This is a genomic window from Streptomyces sp. NPDC048288 (assembly GCF_043201555.1).
In the GTDB taxonomy this organism is placed as follows: domain Bacteria; phylum Actinomycetota; class Actinomycetes; order Streptomycetales; family Streptomycetaceae; genus Streptomyces.
Genome location: NZ_JBICZD010000001.1, coordinates 644,035 through 658,994 on the forward strand (window position 1 = coordinate 644,035; position 14,960 = coordinate 658,994).

Genomic DNA, 14,960 nt, shown 5'->3' on the forward strand with positions numbered 1-14,960 from the left:
ACTCCGATCCTCTTGTGATGCTCCACGACGGAACCCTCTACGAACCCCAGCCGACGACGCCAGACGGCGTCCACCCCGGCCAGAAGGTGAACAGCCACGTCATAGTTGGCAATCCGCCCGCCAGTGCTCGCGGGCTCACGCCATGAACGTTGTCCCGGTCAGGGGCAGCACCGGCTTCCAACAGGAGCCGAATCGTCACTCCTTCGCCCCGCGAACAGAACACCGCCCTCCACAACGGCGTGTTGCCATCACAGTCTGCGGCCGGCAAGGCTTCGGCGGCAGAGGCCACGATCAGCCACACCATGTCCGGGCGACCTGTTGACGCGATTCCGTGCAGAAGGGGACGGCGCGACGGGGCACACGGTGTCGTGCGAATTCGCTGTCGAAGCCTTTCGGAGGCCGCGTGTTTTCTCCGCCCGGGCAGATTCGGGAATCCGCTTGTGGCGCACCGTCCATCCGTCTACGCTACGACTGGGCAAGGAGCCTCGGATTCTACCTGGGCCACCGCCGGTCATCTTGAGGTACGGAGCGTCGGAAAGCGCCCTCGCCACCACCTCCTTTCATCCCTGCGCATCCATCCCGTCCGGCTGTCGTCTGCCGGACGGCGAAAGGTGTCCTCTTGACCATCTACTCTCAGCACGCCAACCGTGGGAAGACTCAGATCCTGGCGACCTATCAGGGGCCGGACGGCGTTACGTCCAAGACTGTGACGAGCCTCGGTGACTCGCGCCTTGCGGGTCCGATCGTCGACGCTCTCAATCGGATCTCCGCCTTCTCCACCGTCCCGGTCAGCGTTCACGACCGCCGGGAGCAGCGTGCGGACTACTACCCGCGTAAGCACCTCGCGGCACTGACAGACTCCACCGCCCGTGCCGGTCTGCTCAGCGGAGCCCACAGTCTGTGGTACGAGTACGTCTGCCTGAGGCTTCACCAGGCGCTGGCCGATCTGGAGAATGAGTTGGGGGCTGTTCCCGACACGGTCAGCCGGGCGATCAGTTCCGAACTGGAGCTGGAAAAAGAAGGGTTGTGTGCGGCACTCGACGAATTCTCCGGGAATTTCTCGGGGCCTGAGACGGAGGAAGCACGTCACTGGGATTTCGGTCATCCCTTCGTGAAACATGACGACGGAATGGACACACTCAGCGACGAGACGCGTGAACATCTTGATCGCCGTGAGGCAGGGATCAGTACGGAGGAGCGGCAGAAGGCGGTGGCCGACCTCCGGGTGCTGGTCACGGCACACTCCCGGTGCACCGGCATGTGGGCCTCGTTGGATGACCCGAGCGGCGAGATCTTTGCGGAGCCGTATGACTCTGACGGTTTCTACATGACGGTCCAAACGCCGGAACCCGGCGATGACGACGGTTCCTGGGAGATCGAAATCGGGCGTTGGGAGCCGGACGATCCCGACGAGGAGTATGGAGAACACAGCAGCGCGACGGGCAGCACCGTGATCCGTTGTGTCCTTCCTGCTGCACCGGACAGCGACGAGGTTGCGCACTTGCTGAAGGCCGTCGAAGAGAAGCCGCTGCTGCTTGCTCAGTGGGCCGAGACGCCGGTGGGCGCGGCGCTCGCAGGGACGGCGATTGTGGTAACCAAGCGCTACGACTCGTGATCGGGTGTTCGGGAAGGACGTTGGACGGCCGGCACGACGGACCTGCTGCGGCCGACTTGCTGCGCACCTGACTGGAGCCTGCAACCGCCGCCGTGGTTGTCCCTAGACAGGATGTCCACGTCACCGCCGCTGGTCACGCCCGGCCGCACCAACTGAGCGGGTGCGGGCGCGCGTCGACGGCTGATGGGCCGTCGCGCTGACGTGCGGGTGGCGGCGGAGGAGGGATGCCAGTCCCACAGGTGATATCGGGGCTCTGGTGAAGCCATGAACTGGCAAGCAGGTGATGGAAGTTCGCTCGTAGGTTGTGCCGCGAACGCTCCCCGCCCTGGCTGAAGCGATTCCGCTCCACGTGTTGCTGGGCCGGGGCGCAGTCGGCGGCGGTGTTGTCGACACCGTCGGACTTCGGGGTGTGCTGTGGCTCGGTGGACGGCCCGAGCTGTCGGGCCGTCCACCGGGCTTTGTCACGCCGTGGTCAGCAGGACGGGGAGTTCCTGGTGGCCGTTGGAGATGAAGGAGGTCAGTGGGCGCAGTTCGTTCTCGGGTATGGCGAGCTGTAGGGAGGGGAAGCGGGTGAAGAGGGCGGAGAGGGCGAGGGAGGCTTCCAGGCGGGCCAGTTGGGCGCCGAGGCAGTAGTGGACGCCGTGGCCGAAGGAGAGGTGTTCGGTTCGGGTGGGGCGGGTGAGGTCGAAGGCGTCGGCGTCGGCGCCGTGGAGTTCGGGGTCGCGGCCCGCGGCGGCGTAGGAGATGGAGATCGCCTCGCCGCGGGCTATCGTGACGCCGCCGATCTCGATGTCGTCGACGGCGTAGCGCAGGACGGAGTGGGCGCCGGGGGCGTCCAGGCGCAGCGACTCGTCGATGACGTCGTCCCAGGAGGCGCGGCCGGAGCGGACGAGGTCGAGCTGGGCGGGGTGGGTGAGGAGCCGGGTGACGGCGTTGTCGAGGAGGTTCACCGTCGTCTCATAGCCGGCGGTGAGGAGGAGGATGAGGTTGTCGGCGAGTTCCTTCTCGGTCATCGCGGCGCCTTCGTCGTCCCTGGCGGCGATGAGGTCCGTCGTGAGGTCGTCTCCGGGCTCCCGCTGCTTCAGCTCGATGAGGTCGTTCATGGCCAGGTAGAGGCGGACGACGTTGTTCTGGGCCTCCTCCTTGGACGCGGTCGTCGCGAAGAAACCCTTGATGATGCTGCGCAGTTCGGCGCGGGCCGGCTCGGGGACGCCGAAGAGTTCGGAGATGACGCTGCTGGGGAGGGGGTGGGCGTAGTGCTCCCGGAGGTCCACCGCCGAACCGGGCGGTGCCTGGGCCGCCTGCTCGGTGAGTCCGTCCAGCAGGGTGTCGACGATGTTCTCGATGCGCGGCCGCAGCGCGTTGACGCGTCGGATGCCGAACGCGCCGGCCACCGGGCGGCGCAGCCGCGTGTGCTCCGGGCCGTACGCGGTCACCATGTTCTGCACCGAGACCCAGATGGACAGCGGCCAGTCCGCCGTCACCTCTCCGTCGATCCACGCCGGCCAGTGCCGGTAGGCGTCCTTCGAGACCCGTGGGTCGAGGAGGAGCTGTTTGGTCAGCTCGGCGCTGGTGACCGACCAGGCCGGTACGCCGCCGGGGAGTTCGACCCGGGTCACGGGGCCGCGTTCGCGGATACGGAGGATCTCGCCCTGGATGTCCCGGCCGGTGGCGTCGATCGCGAACGGGCAGCTCGCGGGCGGCTGCGGAGAGGGGGAGGGGTGGGGGGAGTCGGTGGGGTGCGCGGAGTGGGTGGGCTGCATCGTCGAGTCGCCTTCAGATGGAGGGTGTGGAGGGTTTCGGCTGAGGTGTGAGGGTGGGCAGGAGGTCCCTGAGGTGGTCGCGGTACCAGGGGGCGTACGCGGCGAAGTGGTCGGTGACGCCCGGGCCGGGTTCCAGACAGGTCAGGGACCACAGCGGTGCGCTGTCGTACCAGTGGTCCGCGCCCAGCTGGACAAGCCGGGCCGTCAGGGCCGGGTCGGCGTGGTCGGCGAGGCGGGCCGGGAGCTGGGCCCGGGGCACGTCCTCGTGCGGCAGCGGCAGGCCCAGGTGTCGGCACACCGTCGTGATGAGGTCGCGTACGGCCACGGGCCGGGGGTGCGCCGCGTGCAGGACGGCCGAGGCGGGCGGCGGGGCCGGCCGGACCGCGAGGGCGGTGGTGGCCCGGGCCAGGTCGTCGACGGAGATCAGGGACAGCCTGGCCCGGCCGCCGTCGATCCAGTACGGCAGCTTCGCGATCATCCGGACGACCGCGGGGACGGCCCAGACGTCACCGGCGCCGTAGACCAGGCCGGGGCGCAGCACGGTGCCGCCGGCGGCGAGGACGCTCCGGTCGCCCGCGAGCCGCGAGGCGCTGGTCACCGAGAGCGGAGCGGCGGACGGCCGGGGTTCGCCGCGGTGCGGGCCGGGGCCGTAGACGGCGGTGGTGCTCAGCCGGACGAAGCGCCGGACGCCGGACCGGTCCGCCTCGGCCAGCAGGGCCTCGGTGCCCGCCGTGTTGACGGCGTGCGCGGTCGCCGGGTCCTCGGTGATCGTCGAGGCGAGGTGCAGGACCGTGTCGACGCCCCGGCACAGGTCGCGCAGGGACCCGGGCGCGGTGAGGCTGCCCCGGACGATATCGCCCGGGTCGGCGCAGCAGTCGGCCGGGCCGCTCTCGTGCGCCAGCAGCCGCAGCCGCGGGCGGGCCGGGTGGGCGCGCAGCCGGTGTACGACCTGATGGCCGATGAACCCGGTGGCGCCGGTGACAAGGACGGTCGGTCCGCCGTCACCCGCCCCTTCGTCACCGGACACGATCACGCCAGTTTGCGAAGGAGACGAGCCGGTTCTGTGAAGAGGGGGCGGTGATTCCGGTCCGGCCGGATACGATACGACTGCTGTATACGGCGCCGTTCGGGGCGGAACCGGGCCGGTACGGGCAGGAGTTGGGTGTGTGCGGGGGTGGTCGGCCGATGCTCTCGGCCTGTCGGACGTCTGGCACGGAGGTCTCCGTTCCTTTCCGGAATGGAAGTGTTGCCGCGGGTCGCCGTGGACCGACGCGTCGCACACCGGGCTTCCCGGCGGCACCCGGGTGACAGCCCCGTGGGCGGGGCGTGCGGACGGATGCCACCGGGCGTCGGCGTCGGTGACGGCAGCCGGACAGCGCGGGCCGGCGGCGCGGCGCATGCCGCCGGTGGGCGGCAGGGCGGAGGCCACCCGGAGCGATGTGGTGCGGGAGTCACCGGCAGTGGTGAGGACGAACCGCGGAGAAGCGGGCCGGTCGGCGGTGACGCGGACCCGTCAGATGACGCGTGAGCGGACGAAGGGACTGTCAGCCGTGCGCCGAGGTGCCTTCGAGCAGTGCGGTGAAGACCGGACGGCCGTCCTGGTGGCCGGTGATCTCGACCGCCGTCGGACGCGTCGCGTCCATGGGTCCGGTGCGGGATCCGGTGCGGGATCCGATGCGGGCCTCGATCCAGCACGGGGAGCCGAACTCCACGTAACCGAGGAACGCCACCTCGGTCGAGGACCAGTGGTACCGGCCCGGTGCGACGACCGCGTTCGCGGCCTGGAACGCCGCTTCGACGAGGGCCATCCCCGGGAAGTGGTCGTTGTCGTGGTCGAAGATCGTCGGGTGCCCGAAGTCCGCGCGCAACTGCCAGCGCCCGGACGGAGCGGTAGCGGCGGTGGCGGCGGTGGCGGCGAGGGCCGTGACCGTCGGCCCCGAGGCCGCCGGGGCGAGTACCACGTCGATCGGCCGGGTGCGGCCGACCAGTGCGGGCGTGACGGGGTCGGGCTGTACGGCGGGCCGTACGACGGACGCGAGCTGCGGCCCGCGCAGCCTGCGGTACACCGCGGGGCTGACGATGTCGAAGCGGCCGCCGCCCCGGGCCACGGTCCTGCCGTCCGCGCGCAGCGTCATCTCGCAGGTCATGGCCGCCAGCCGGGGGCCACGGAACCGGAGATCCGAGCAGACGGCCTCCACCTCGATGCGGCGGGACCCCGCGGTCACGGCCGGCCCGACCCGCTCCCGGGTGTACGCCAGGTCCCACATCACGAAGTGATGGCCCAGGGGTGCCTGGTAGGCGGCGTGGGCCAGCAGCAGACCGCACTGCCGGACGGTCTCGGCAACGAGGTTGGCTGCCGGGTTACCATTCACCGTTGTATAAAAAGGGTGATCCCCGGGCCACTCGACGCTGATCAGGTAGCGGTCGTTGGTCAGAAGCCGCCAGCCGACAGGCAGTACATCCAGTGATTTCGAGCGATGCACCAGTTCTTTGGGAACCGGATGGAGCGAGATCTCGGGCGATATGCCCGTTTCATCCGGTCTGGAGCTCTGTTCGCTCCCATGACAAACAGCGATTGCTTGCATGCCTTCCCCCCAGGAATGCCGAAGCTGAACTCGAGTCGTACTCGAGCGGGTCGTAACATACGTGTGAGTCGGTATGTAACTCAACGGTAAGTCTCACATACTGAGATTAAGGATGAGTAAAACCGGCTCTACCAGCACAGATGGGCGCACAGCCCTCGGAGGTAAGCCATGGTGACGCAGGAGCGAGGACTCGCGACCCGGCGCATGATCCTGGAGGCCGCGGGGTCGGTCTTCGCCGAACGGGGTTATAGCGCCACGACAGTGGCCGACGTGCTCAAGAAGTTGAGTCTCACCAGAGGAGCGGTGTACTTCCACTTCTCCTCCAAGGAGGAACTCGCCCGGGCCGTGCTCGCCAGCCAGGCGGACGTGCCCACGGTCGTCCGGGACATCAAGCTCCAGGAGCTGATCGACCTGGGACTGGTGTTCGCGTGCCAGCTGACCAGGGATCCGCTCCTCCAGGGCAGCGTCCGGCTGTCGCTGGAGCTGGAGGCGGTCGGGCTCGACCGGAGACTTCCCTTCCAGGGCTGGGTCGACCGGAACCACCACATCCTGGAACAGGCGCGGGCGCAGGGTGAGTTGCGTCCGCATGTGGACCTGGTGGAGACGGCCGAGCTGCTGTGCTCCTGCTTCACCGGGGTCCAGCTGTTCTCCCAGGTCATGACCGGCTGGGTGGACCTGGAGGCGCGCATCCGGGCGCTGTTGAAGCATGTGCTGCCCAACATCGCCGAGCCCTCGGTGCTGCTCCAGCTCGACCTCAGCCCGGACCGCGGGCTCAAGGTCGGGGCGGAGCTGGGCGCCCTCGCGGGGCTCAAGGAGGCCGCGGGACAGGAAGCGCCCGACGGGTGCTGACCCACTGACGTTCACGCGTGTTCGAGCTGTCGAACAGTCATCGAAGAGCTGGGGCCCACCCGCCGGGTGGGCCCCTTTCGTCGTCCCGGTCCATGCGGCCGCGTCTCGGTCCATGCGGCCAAGTCTCAGTCCATGCGGCCGACCAGCGGCGGCAGCAGATTCCATACACCGCTGACGGTTGACTCGGTCAGCCACTGCTCACTCTCGTGCCACAGCAGGGCCAGCCCCACGGTGAGCGCGATGATCGCGGAGGCCGCGCTCCCGGCCGAACCGGAACGGGTGAAGGGGTGCCGGCGCTCCGCGACCGCGACCGCGCCCCGGACGTACGACTCCCACTGTTCCAGCAGGTTGACGGCGGGTTTGCGGTCCTTCTCGCGGCTCAGTAGCACGCCGGCGCGGAACGTGACGTCCTGCCGGTACAGCTCGGTGAAGGCCTGTACGGCCTCCGCCAGGTTCTGGTTGCCGTCCTCGGCCCAGCGGCTCGTCACGCCCGCGAACCGCTCCGCCGCCGCCGCTTCCACGGCGTCCGCCAGCGCCTCCTTGCTCGGGAAGTGGAAGTAGAGGGCCCCTCTGCTCACTCCCGCGTCCGCGGAGATGGTGGACAACTTCGCCCTCGAGTAGCCGTGTTCGGCGAACGAGGTCGCGGCCGAACGAATCAACTGGGAGCGGGTCCGGGTGGCCTTGTCGCTCAATGCCGACTCCTCACATCACATCCGTGCAGGTGGCTTGCGGGTGCCGTCGAGTGCGGGGACCCACACGGCGAGAGACGCGAATATAACATTCACGCATGTATCTTTACCCGGCGTGTTCTGGGTTTTTGTCGGCCGACGGACCGGTTGTTGAACACCGAATCATGGTTGTTTTGGTAGTCAATGTCTGTTTTGAGGGTGTCGATCGGGGCTTTTGGCACGTGATTCAAGCCACTCGAAGTCCGTTGACATGCATGCGTGTCGGTTTGTAGTCTGCGGGTGCTCGATCGGTTTTCGGCGTGGGCGTCCACGCAGAGCGGGGGAAACGACGTCATGAGCCAACCGGGCACGGTTCGGCACAGAACACACGGCATGCATCACCGTCATCGCGCTTCCGATGCGCAGCGCCGCGCGTCGCGGGAAGTGGGGGTTCTCGGGTCGGGAGTCAACGTGGCTGTGGAGAGGTGGCGTGTGCTCGTGGTCGAGAGCGATACGCACGCACAACGGGGAGTCACGCACAGTCTCCGGCGGCAGGGCTGCGACGTGGTCGCCGTCGGCAGCGGCGGCAAGGCGCTGGAGATGTACGAGCACGCGGACCTGGTCCTGCTGGACCTGGAACTGCCGGATCTGCACGGCCTCGACGTGTGTGCCGCGATCCGGGCGGCGGGGGACACCCCCATCATCGCCTTCACCTGCCGCAGCAGCGAGTGGGACCAGGTGCTCGTCCTGGAGGCCGGCGCGGACGACTGCCTTCTCAAGCCCTACGACCTCAGGGAGCTGACGGCGCGGATCGGAGCGGTGATGCGCCGGACCGTCCGTCAGGCCCGCGCGCAGAACGTCATGGAGTGGGGGCCGTTGCGCATCGACATGCGGTTGCGGCAGGTCACCCTGGACGGCCGGCGCGTCGACTGCACCCGCAAGGAGTTCGACCTGCTGTGCCTGCTGGCCTCGCAGCCGGGAGCGGTCGTCTCGCGCCGTCGGCTCATGAGCCAGGTGTGGGGAGACCACTGGTCGCCGCCCAGCCGGACGATCGACACCCATGTGGCGAGCCTGCGCCGGAAGCTCGGACCCGACGAGTGGATCACGACCATCCGCGGTGTCGGCCTCTGCTTCCAGCCCGTCGGCATGCACTGAGCCACCGAGTCACCGAGCCACTCAGTCTCTTCTTCTTCTTTCGGCTTCTTCTTTCAGCTCCTTACGTCAAAGGACCGCATAGCCATGTCTGATCTCACTCCTGAGCGCGTCGGCGCCGCCTGGGCCTCCCTCGGTACCGGGGACCGCGCGAAGATCACGGAATTCTGGGACGAGAACGTGCGGTTCGAGGTTCCCGGACTGCACGCCTACTCCGGCTGGTACGAAGGGCTCGACGCCTTCCTGGAGTTCTTCGGGAACATGTTCCGGCTCTCCGGCGGCACCATGCACGGCGAGAACGTGACGGTGCTGGTGAACCCCGAGGCCGGCTACTCGGTCGACGTCAACCACATCACGGCGGTGCGCGCGGGAGCCGAGGCGGACAGCACCTCCCCCTACGACACCTTCGCCGTCGAGGCGCTGCACCTGCTGCGCTGGAGCGACGGCTGCATCGTCGAAGGCCGTTGGACCGTGCTGGGGGCGGGCGCCGAGACCACCGCGCTGTGGTGGTCGCCGCGCGACGCGGCCGGCGCGCGCCGCCAGGTCGTCTGACCCCGGCCGACACCGACCCCGGCAGGTCCGCGGCGACAGCGGAGGCCACGGCCCTGCCGGTAGCGGGTGCCGGCGCGGTGCGGCGGTGACGTGGGGACGGCCCGCCGCACCGCACCGCACTCCGAGCAGCGCACACAGCACACCAACGATCGTGAGGATCCCCATGTCCGAGGAACGTCTTCGAGTGGCTCTCATCATCGGGAGCACCCGTGCCACCCGGTTCGGCCCGACCATCGCCAAGTGGTTCGCCGAAGAGGCCCGGCAGAACGACGACATCGAGCTGGACGTCGTCGACCTGGCCGACTTCCCCCTGCCGGTCGCGGTGACCGACGCACCCGAACCCGCGGACGCGGCCACGGCGGCCGCCCTCAGCGCCCGGCTGGAGCGGGCCGAGGCCTTCGTCGTCCTGACCCCCGAGTACAACCACAGCTTCCCCGCCCCGCTCAAGGTCGCGATCGACTGGAACTACACCCAGTGGCAGGCCAAGCCGGTCGGCTTCGTCTCCTACGGCGGGCTCTCCGGCGGGCTGCGCGCGGTCGAGCAACTGCGCCAGGTCTACGCCGAGATGCATGCCGTCACCCTGCGGGACACGGTCAGCTTCCACGGCGCCGCCGCCACCTTCCACCCGGACGGCAACCCCAAGGAGCCGGCGGGCTGCGCGGCCGCCGCCAAGACCATGCTCGACCAGCTCGTCTGGTGGGGCGTCGGACTCCGCGAGGCCCGCGACCGGCGCCCCTACCGGGCCTGAGCCGGCCCGCCCGCTCTCCGCCTCAGCCGAGACGTTCAGGAAATGAGACAGCCATGACCGGGATGCTCCTTGCTCCCCGCACCACCTCGGACACCTTCGTGTCCGCCGCCCGGGCGGCGGCCGAACCGGCCGCCCGCGACGCGGCCCGGGCGGACCGCGAGCGACGGCTCTCCGCCGACGTGGTGGCGGCGTTGGTCGAGGCCGGCTTCAGCAGGGCGCTGGTCCCGGCCCGCCACGGCGGTACGGCCATCGGGTTCACCACCCTCACCGAGGCCGTCGCCGCGGTCGGCGAGGGCTGCGCCTCCGCCGCCTGGACCGGCTCGCTGCTCGCCTACACCGCGCGGTTCGCCGCCTATCTGCCCGCCGAGGGACAGGCCGAGATCTGGGCGGACGGACCGGACAGCCGGCTGGTCAGCTCCCTGGTCTCCACCACCGCCAGCGCGGTGCCCGCCGACGGCGGCTGGCGGCTCTCCGGCACCTGGACCTACGCCAGCGGGGTCGAGTTCTCCGACTGGGCGCTGCTGATGGCCATGGTGCCCGGGGCGGACGAACGGCAGGAGGCGCGCTTCTTCGCCGTACCCCGTGCCGCGTACCGGATCGAGGAGACCTGGGACACGGTCGGGATGCGGGCGACCGGCAGCCACACGGTCGTCGTGGACGAGGTGTCCGTCCCCGAGCACCGCACCTTCCTCATGGACGACATGTTCACCGGCCGGGGCGCGGTCTCCGACGAACTCCGGCACTCCCAGCCGCTGTTCGCCGTCAACGGCCTCACCTTCGCGGCCCCCGTCCTCGGCGCGGCCCGGGGCGCGCTGAAGCTGTCGGAACGCGCCCTCGCCGACAAGGCGGCCCGGGGCGCGGAGCCGGCGGAGTCCCAGCGGATCGCCCACGCCCGGGCGGCCGGTGAGATCGACGCGGCCGGGCTGCTGCTGGCCCGGGCCGCCCTGAGCGCCGACCGGGAGCGGGTCACCGAGGACGTCCTGGTGCGCAACCGACGGGACTGCGCGCTCGCCACCCAGCTGCTCGTCGGCGCCGTCGACACGCTCTTCCGGGCCGCCGGCACCCGCGGCCAGTCCGTGGCCGACCCGCTCCAGCGCATCTGGCGGGACGCCAACTCCGCGGCCAGCCACATGGTGCTGCAGTTCGAGCCCGCCGCGCTGGCCTACACCCGTGGTCCCCTGGACGCCGCCCGAGCAGGAAAGAGCCCCCGATCATGACGACCACGGACGCGGTCGGCAGCGGCCTGCTGTTCCACGAGGACTTCCGCGACGGCTTCACCACCACCGGCCCGGACGCCGCCTGGCACACCCAGGACACCGCCGGTGTCCCCGGTGGCGACGGAGTCGCCCACACCTCCGGGCTCGGCCTCGCCGTGGTGCCCACCGGCGTCAACCCGCGCACCGGCGCCCCCGCCTTCGTCTCCACCACCGGCCAGCAGGCGGACGGCGGCGCGGGCACCCGGGACCACGTCAAGTGGACGGCCATGCCGAACCGTACGGCGGGCACCGGGATACCGGGCTTCGACGCCCCCGCCACCGGCGCGCTCGTCTGCACCACCACCCTCGCCGTCTCCACCTACGGCACCGAGGGCCACCCCTTCGGAACGGCGGTCGCCGACCCGCAGGCCGACCCCCGGCTGGCCTGCGGCTCGATGATCACCGCCGATCTGGAGACCGCCTCGATCTTCGGGTTCTTCGTCACCAACACCCGCGTGTACGCCAACTACGAGCGGCTGCGCCTGCCCGGCACCACCTACGCGGCCTACACCTACGCCGTCCCGGTCGCCGACCGGGCACCCGGCGACGTCGACACCCTGCGGATCACCCTGGACCGCGCGCGCTCCACCGTGACCTGGGAGGTCAACGGCGTACCGGTGCTGTCGGTGGACCGGATCGGGCACCCCGTCCTGGACCGCGCCCACCAGCTGCTGGACCACGCGGGCGAGCCCGAGGACATCGCGCCGCGCCAACTGATATCCGGCATCGGCATGTTCACCCTGCTCGACGGCGCCCTGGGGGCCGACGCCACCGGCCTGGTCCGGATCGACTCGGCGCCCTCCCACTACGTCGACCCGCGGGCCGGCGCGCCCTGGCCGCAGAAGTTCCTCGACGAACAGAGCACACCCACCCACCGCCTCTGGGGGCAGGGCGTCGCGCTGAACGTGCGCGACCTCTCCGTCACCACCGCCTGACCGCGGGCCCCCAGCGGCCCGAAGAACTCCGCCATCCCCCCATTGAGTTGCAAAGGAACTCGTTGTGACCGCAGTAACGCCCGCCAAGGCGGGCCGCCGTGAGTGGATCGGCCTGGCAGTCCTCTGCCTGCCGGCGCTGCTCACCACCATGGACCTCACGCTGCTGTTCATGGCCGTCCCCAAGCTGACGGCCGACCTGAACCCCTCCAGCACCCAGCTGCTGTGGGCGAGCGACATCTACGGCTTCCTGATCGCCGGCTTCCTGATCACCATGGGAACGCTCGGCGAGCGCATCGGACGCCGCCGGCTGCTCCTGATCGGAGCCGTGCTCTTCGGGGTCGCCTCGGTCCTCACGGCGGAGGCGAACAGCCCCGAGATGCTGATCGCGGCCCGGGCCCTGCTCGGCATCTCGGCCGCCACCCTCGCCCCCTCGACGCTGTCGCTGCTGCGCGTCATGTTCCGGGACGAGAAGGAGAGCACCACCGCGGTCACCATCTGGACCACGTCCTTCATGGTCGGCGGTGTGGTCGGCCCGATCGCCGGTGGCCTGCTGCTGGACCACTTCTGGTGGGGCGCGCCCTTCCTGATGGCCGTACCGGTCATGGTGCTGCTGCTGATCGCCGGTCCGCTCCTGCTGCCCGAGTACAAGGACCCGGCCGGCGGCCGCCTCGACCTGCTGAGCGTCGGCATGTCGCTGGCCGCGATCCTGCCGGCCGTCTACGGCGTCAAGGAACTGGCCCGCAACGGCTTCGAGACCTGGCCGACCGTCAGCCTCGTCGTCGGCCTGGCCTTCGGTGTGGCCTTCGTGCTGCGCCAGCGCGGCCTGTCGGTCCCGCTCATGGACGTGTCCCTGTTCTCCCGCCCGGCCTTCTCGGTCTCCGTCGGCACCCTGCTGCTGACCACCGGCCTGATGATGGGCATCCAGTACCTGCTCGCCACCTACCTGCAGATCGTCCTCGGCATGTCGCCCGCCGAGGCCGGTCTGTGGCAGCTGCCGGTCATCATCCCCGGCATGGTCGCCGCCGTGGTCGGCACCGGCATCTCCCAGAAGATCGGTACGCCGCCGGTGCTCATCGCCGGCCTGCTGGTCGGCTCCGTCGGCTTCGGCGTGCTGACCCAGGTCGACGGCAACTCCGGTACGGCGCTGGTCATCACCTCGTCCGCGATCATGTTCGTCGGTCTCGCCCCGGTGATGGCGCTCGGTATCGGCACCATCGTCCAGGCGGCCCCGGTCGAGCGGGCCGGTGCCGCGTCCGCGCTGGCCTCCACCACCAACGAGCTCGGCGGCGCGGTCGGCATCGCCCTCGTCGGCAGCCTCGCCACCGCCGTCTACGGCTCCAGCCTCGACGACCACCTGCCCGCCGGGGTCACCGGTGCGGCCCACGACGCGGCGCGCAACAGCGTCTCCGAGGCGGCCGCCGTGGCCGGTCAGCTCCCCGGCAAGCTCGGCGACCAGCTGAGCGCGGCGGCCCACGACGCCTTCGCCCACGGCATGGAGGTCGCCTCCTACGTCTCCATCGGTGTGCTCCTCGCGATGGCCGCGCTCGTCGCCGTACTGCTGCGCAGGGCGCTGCCGGCCCCGGCCCCGGCCGCGCAGCCGGCGCCGCAGACGGCCGGTGCCACCGGTGCCGCCGAGGAGACGCTGCCCTCCGGCGCGCAGAGCGCCTGAGCACCCCGACAAGGAGGTTCCTCGTATGACGAGGATCAGTGTCAAGGACCAGTACTACACACTGGTCAACATCTTCGAGACGTCCCCGGAGCACCAGCACCGGCTGATCGAGATCTGGCAGAGTCTCGGCGCGGCGGACGAGCGGACCGGGCTGGTCTCGGTCAACGCCCACCTCAGCTACGACGGCAACTCCGTGATCAGCTACATACAGTGGCGCGACAAGGCCGCCTGGGAGGGCATCCTCAGCGATCCGAGCCGGCAGGAGCGCTTCAAGGAGGTCATGACCTTCGCGACGTTCGACAGCATCCACTGCGAGGTCGTGTACACCCAGCGGAACCCGAAGCTGGGCGACCCGACCATCGAGATCACGGAGCAGCAGGACGTCTTCACGGTCATCGAGGTGGCCCGCACCCGGTCGACGGCCCAGCAGGACGCGCTGCTCGCGGTGGTGGCCCAGCCCAACGCGGTGCTCGACACCACGCCGGGCTACGTCTCGCACAGCGTGCACCGGGACTTCGAGGGCGAGGCCGTCGTCAGCTACTCGCAGTGGCAGAGCGAGGAGGCGTACCAGGCCTTCCGCGCCGGCCGCGACGCGAGCGGCGGGCGGCCCGCCGCCCTGGACGGCGTCGACATCCGCGAGTACGCGCTGCGGATCGCCTACATCACCGAGGCCACCAAGATCTGACGGACCGTCACGGGTCCGTCGCAGACCCTTCCGTACACCCCTGGCGCGCCGTCCGCCCCGGAGGGCCCGCGCCAGGTGCGTACGGGAGTCCCCAGCACATCCGCGACACCGAAGGGAGGAGGTGACACCCATGACCGACGCCGCGCTGAGCGCCGCTCTGGAGGAGGTCCTCGCCACGTTCTCGGCCGAGAACGAGCTGACCGAGAACGAGTTCGAGCTCGCCCTGGGCAACGAGACCTGGTAGTCCACGGTCTCCCCGTAGCCGGCCCTCGCTGCCCCGCAGCGGGGGCCGGTCGCTTCCCCCGGAAGGCCGGAAGGCCGGAACCGGAACCGGACACCGGAGAGCCGGACCGGACACCGGAGAGCCGGACCGGGCGCCGGAAGCCGGAAGCCGGAAGCCGGAAGCCGGAAGCCGGAAGCCGGAAGCCGGAACCGGGCGCCGGAAGTCGGAGAGCCGGAATCGGACACCGAACCGGAATCAGC

Annotated in this window: 14 protein-coding genes; 9 read left to right on the forward strand and 5 right to left on the reverse strand. The window is 70.1% G+C overall.

Annotation, left to right across the window (positions count from 1 at the left end; all coding sequences use genetic code 11):
- Positions 1-37: 37 nt before the first annotated feature.
- Positions 38-304 (reverse strand): hypothetical protein, encoded by a 267-nt coding sequence (locus ACGFZS_RS02780; protein WP_393793602.1) that lies wholly within the window; start codon positions 302-304, stop codon positions 38-40.
- Between the two features lie 315 nt (positions 305-619).
- Between ACGFZS_RS02780 and ACGFZS_RS02785 the strand changes: the two genes are divergently transcribed.
- Entirely contained in the window at positions 620-1,615 is a 996-nt protein-coding gene (locus ACGFZS_RS02785) for a hypothetical protein (protein ID WP_393793603.1), read from the forward strand.
- 461 nt (positions 1,616-2,076) lie between these two features.
- Here ACGFZS_RS02785 and ACGFZS_RS02790 read toward each other — a convergent pair whose 3' ends face one another.
- The 3 genes from ACGFZS_RS02790 to ACGFZS_RS02800 all read right to left on the reverse strand — a co-directional run bounded on the left by ACGFZS_RS02790 (position 2,077) and on the right by ACGFZS_RS02800 (position 5,963).
- Positions 2,077-3,378: a cytochrome P450 gene (locus tag ACGFZS_RS02790; protein WP_393793604.1), complete on the reverse strand. Its 1,302-nt coding sequence runs from the start codon at positions 3,376-3,378 to the stop codon at positions 2,077-2,079.
- Between the two features lie 13 nt (positions 3,379-3,391).
- Positions 3,392-4,405, reverse strand: coding sequence for an NAD-dependent epimerase/dehydratase family protein (locus ACGFZS_RS02795; RefSeq protein WP_393793605.1), 1,014 nt, complete (start codon positions 4,403-4,405; stop codon positions 3,392-3,394).
- 517 nt (positions 4,406-4,922) lie between these two features.
- The gene (locus ACGFZS_RS02800) at positions 4,923-5,963 is read right to left on the reverse strand and encodes a ScbA/BarX family gamma-butyrolactone biosynthesis protein (RefSeq protein WP_393793606.1); all 1,041 of its coding nucleotides are present in this window, start codon (positions 5,961-5,963) and stop codon (positions 4,923-4,925) included.
- A gap of 168 nt (positions 5,964-6,131) precedes the next feature.
- Between ACGFZS_RS02800 and ACGFZS_RS02805 the strand changes: the two genes are divergently transcribed.
- Positions 6,132-6,812 carry a ScbR family autoregulator-binding transcription factor gene (locus ACGFZS_RS02805; protein ID WP_393793607.1) on the forward strand — a complete coding sequence of 227 codons (681 nt, stop codon included), beginning with the start codon at positions 6,132-6,134 and terminating at the stop codon, positions 6,810-6,812.
- Between the two features lie 125 nt (positions 6,813-6,937).
- Here the strand turns inward: ACGFZS_RS02805 and ACGFZS_RS02810 are convergent, their stop codons facing one another.
- Positions 6,938-7,504 carry a TetR family transcriptional regulator gene (locus ACGFZS_RS02810; RefSeq protein WP_355712849.1) on the reverse strand — a complete coding sequence of 189 codons (567 nt, stop codon included), beginning with the start codon at positions 7,502-7,504 and terminating at the stop codon, positions 6,938-6,940.
- Between the two features lie 474 nt (positions 7,505-7,978).
- Between ACGFZS_RS02810 and ACGFZS_RS02815 the strand changes: the two genes are divergently transcribed.
- From ACGFZS_RS02815 to ACGFZS_RS02845, 7 genes are all read left to right on the forward strand, one after another.
- Positions 7,979-8,635, forward strand: coding sequence for a response regulator transcription factor (locus ACGFZS_RS02815; RefSeq protein WP_359208044.1), 657 nt, complete (start codon positions 7,979-7,981; stop codon positions 8,633-8,635).
- Positions 8,636-8,719: 84 nt separating this feature from the next.
- A complete protein-coding gene (locus tag ACGFZS_RS02820; RefSeq protein ID WP_393793608.1) occupies positions 8,720-9,184 on the forward strand; it encodes a nuclear transport factor 2 family protein in 465 nt (154 codons plus the stop codon).
- A 163-nt stretch (positions 9,185-9,347) separates the two neighbouring features.
- Complete coding sequence (locus tag ACGFZS_RS02825; RefSeq protein ID WP_355712841.1) at positions 9,348-9,932, forward strand: NAD(P)H-dependent oxidoreductase; 585 nt, start codon at positions 9,348-9,350, stop codon at positions 9,930-9,932.
- Between the two features lie 53 nt (positions 9,933-9,985).
- Positions 9,986-11,149: an acyl-CoA dehydrogenase family protein gene (locus ACGFZS_RS02830; protein ID WP_393793609.1), complete on the forward strand. Its 1,164-nt coding sequence runs from the start codon at positions 9,986-9,988 to the stop codon at positions 11,147-11,149.
- Positions 11,146-12,123: a DUF6081 family protein gene (locus tag ACGFZS_RS02835; protein ID WP_393793610.1), complete on the forward strand. Its 978-nt coding sequence runs from the start codon at positions 11,146-11,148 to the stop codon at positions 12,121-12,123. Before ACGFZS_RS02830 ends, ACGFZS_RS02835 begins: the two co-directional genes overlap by 4 nt.
- Positions 12,124-12,187: 64 nt before the next feature.
- Positions 12,188-13,792, forward strand: coding sequence for an MFS transporter (locus ACGFZS_RS02840; RefSeq protein WP_393793611.1), 1,605 nt, complete (start codon positions 12,188-12,190; stop codon positions 13,790-13,792).
- A 25-nt stretch (positions 13,793-13,817) separates the two neighbouring features.
- Positions 13,818-14,477 carry an antibiotic biosynthesis monooxygenase family protein gene (locus ACGFZS_RS02845; protein WP_393793612.1) on the forward strand — a complete coding sequence of 220 codons (660 nt, stop codon included), beginning with the start codon at positions 13,818-13,820 and terminating at the stop codon, positions 14,475-14,477.
- Positions 14,478-14,960: the final 483 nt, after the last annotated feature.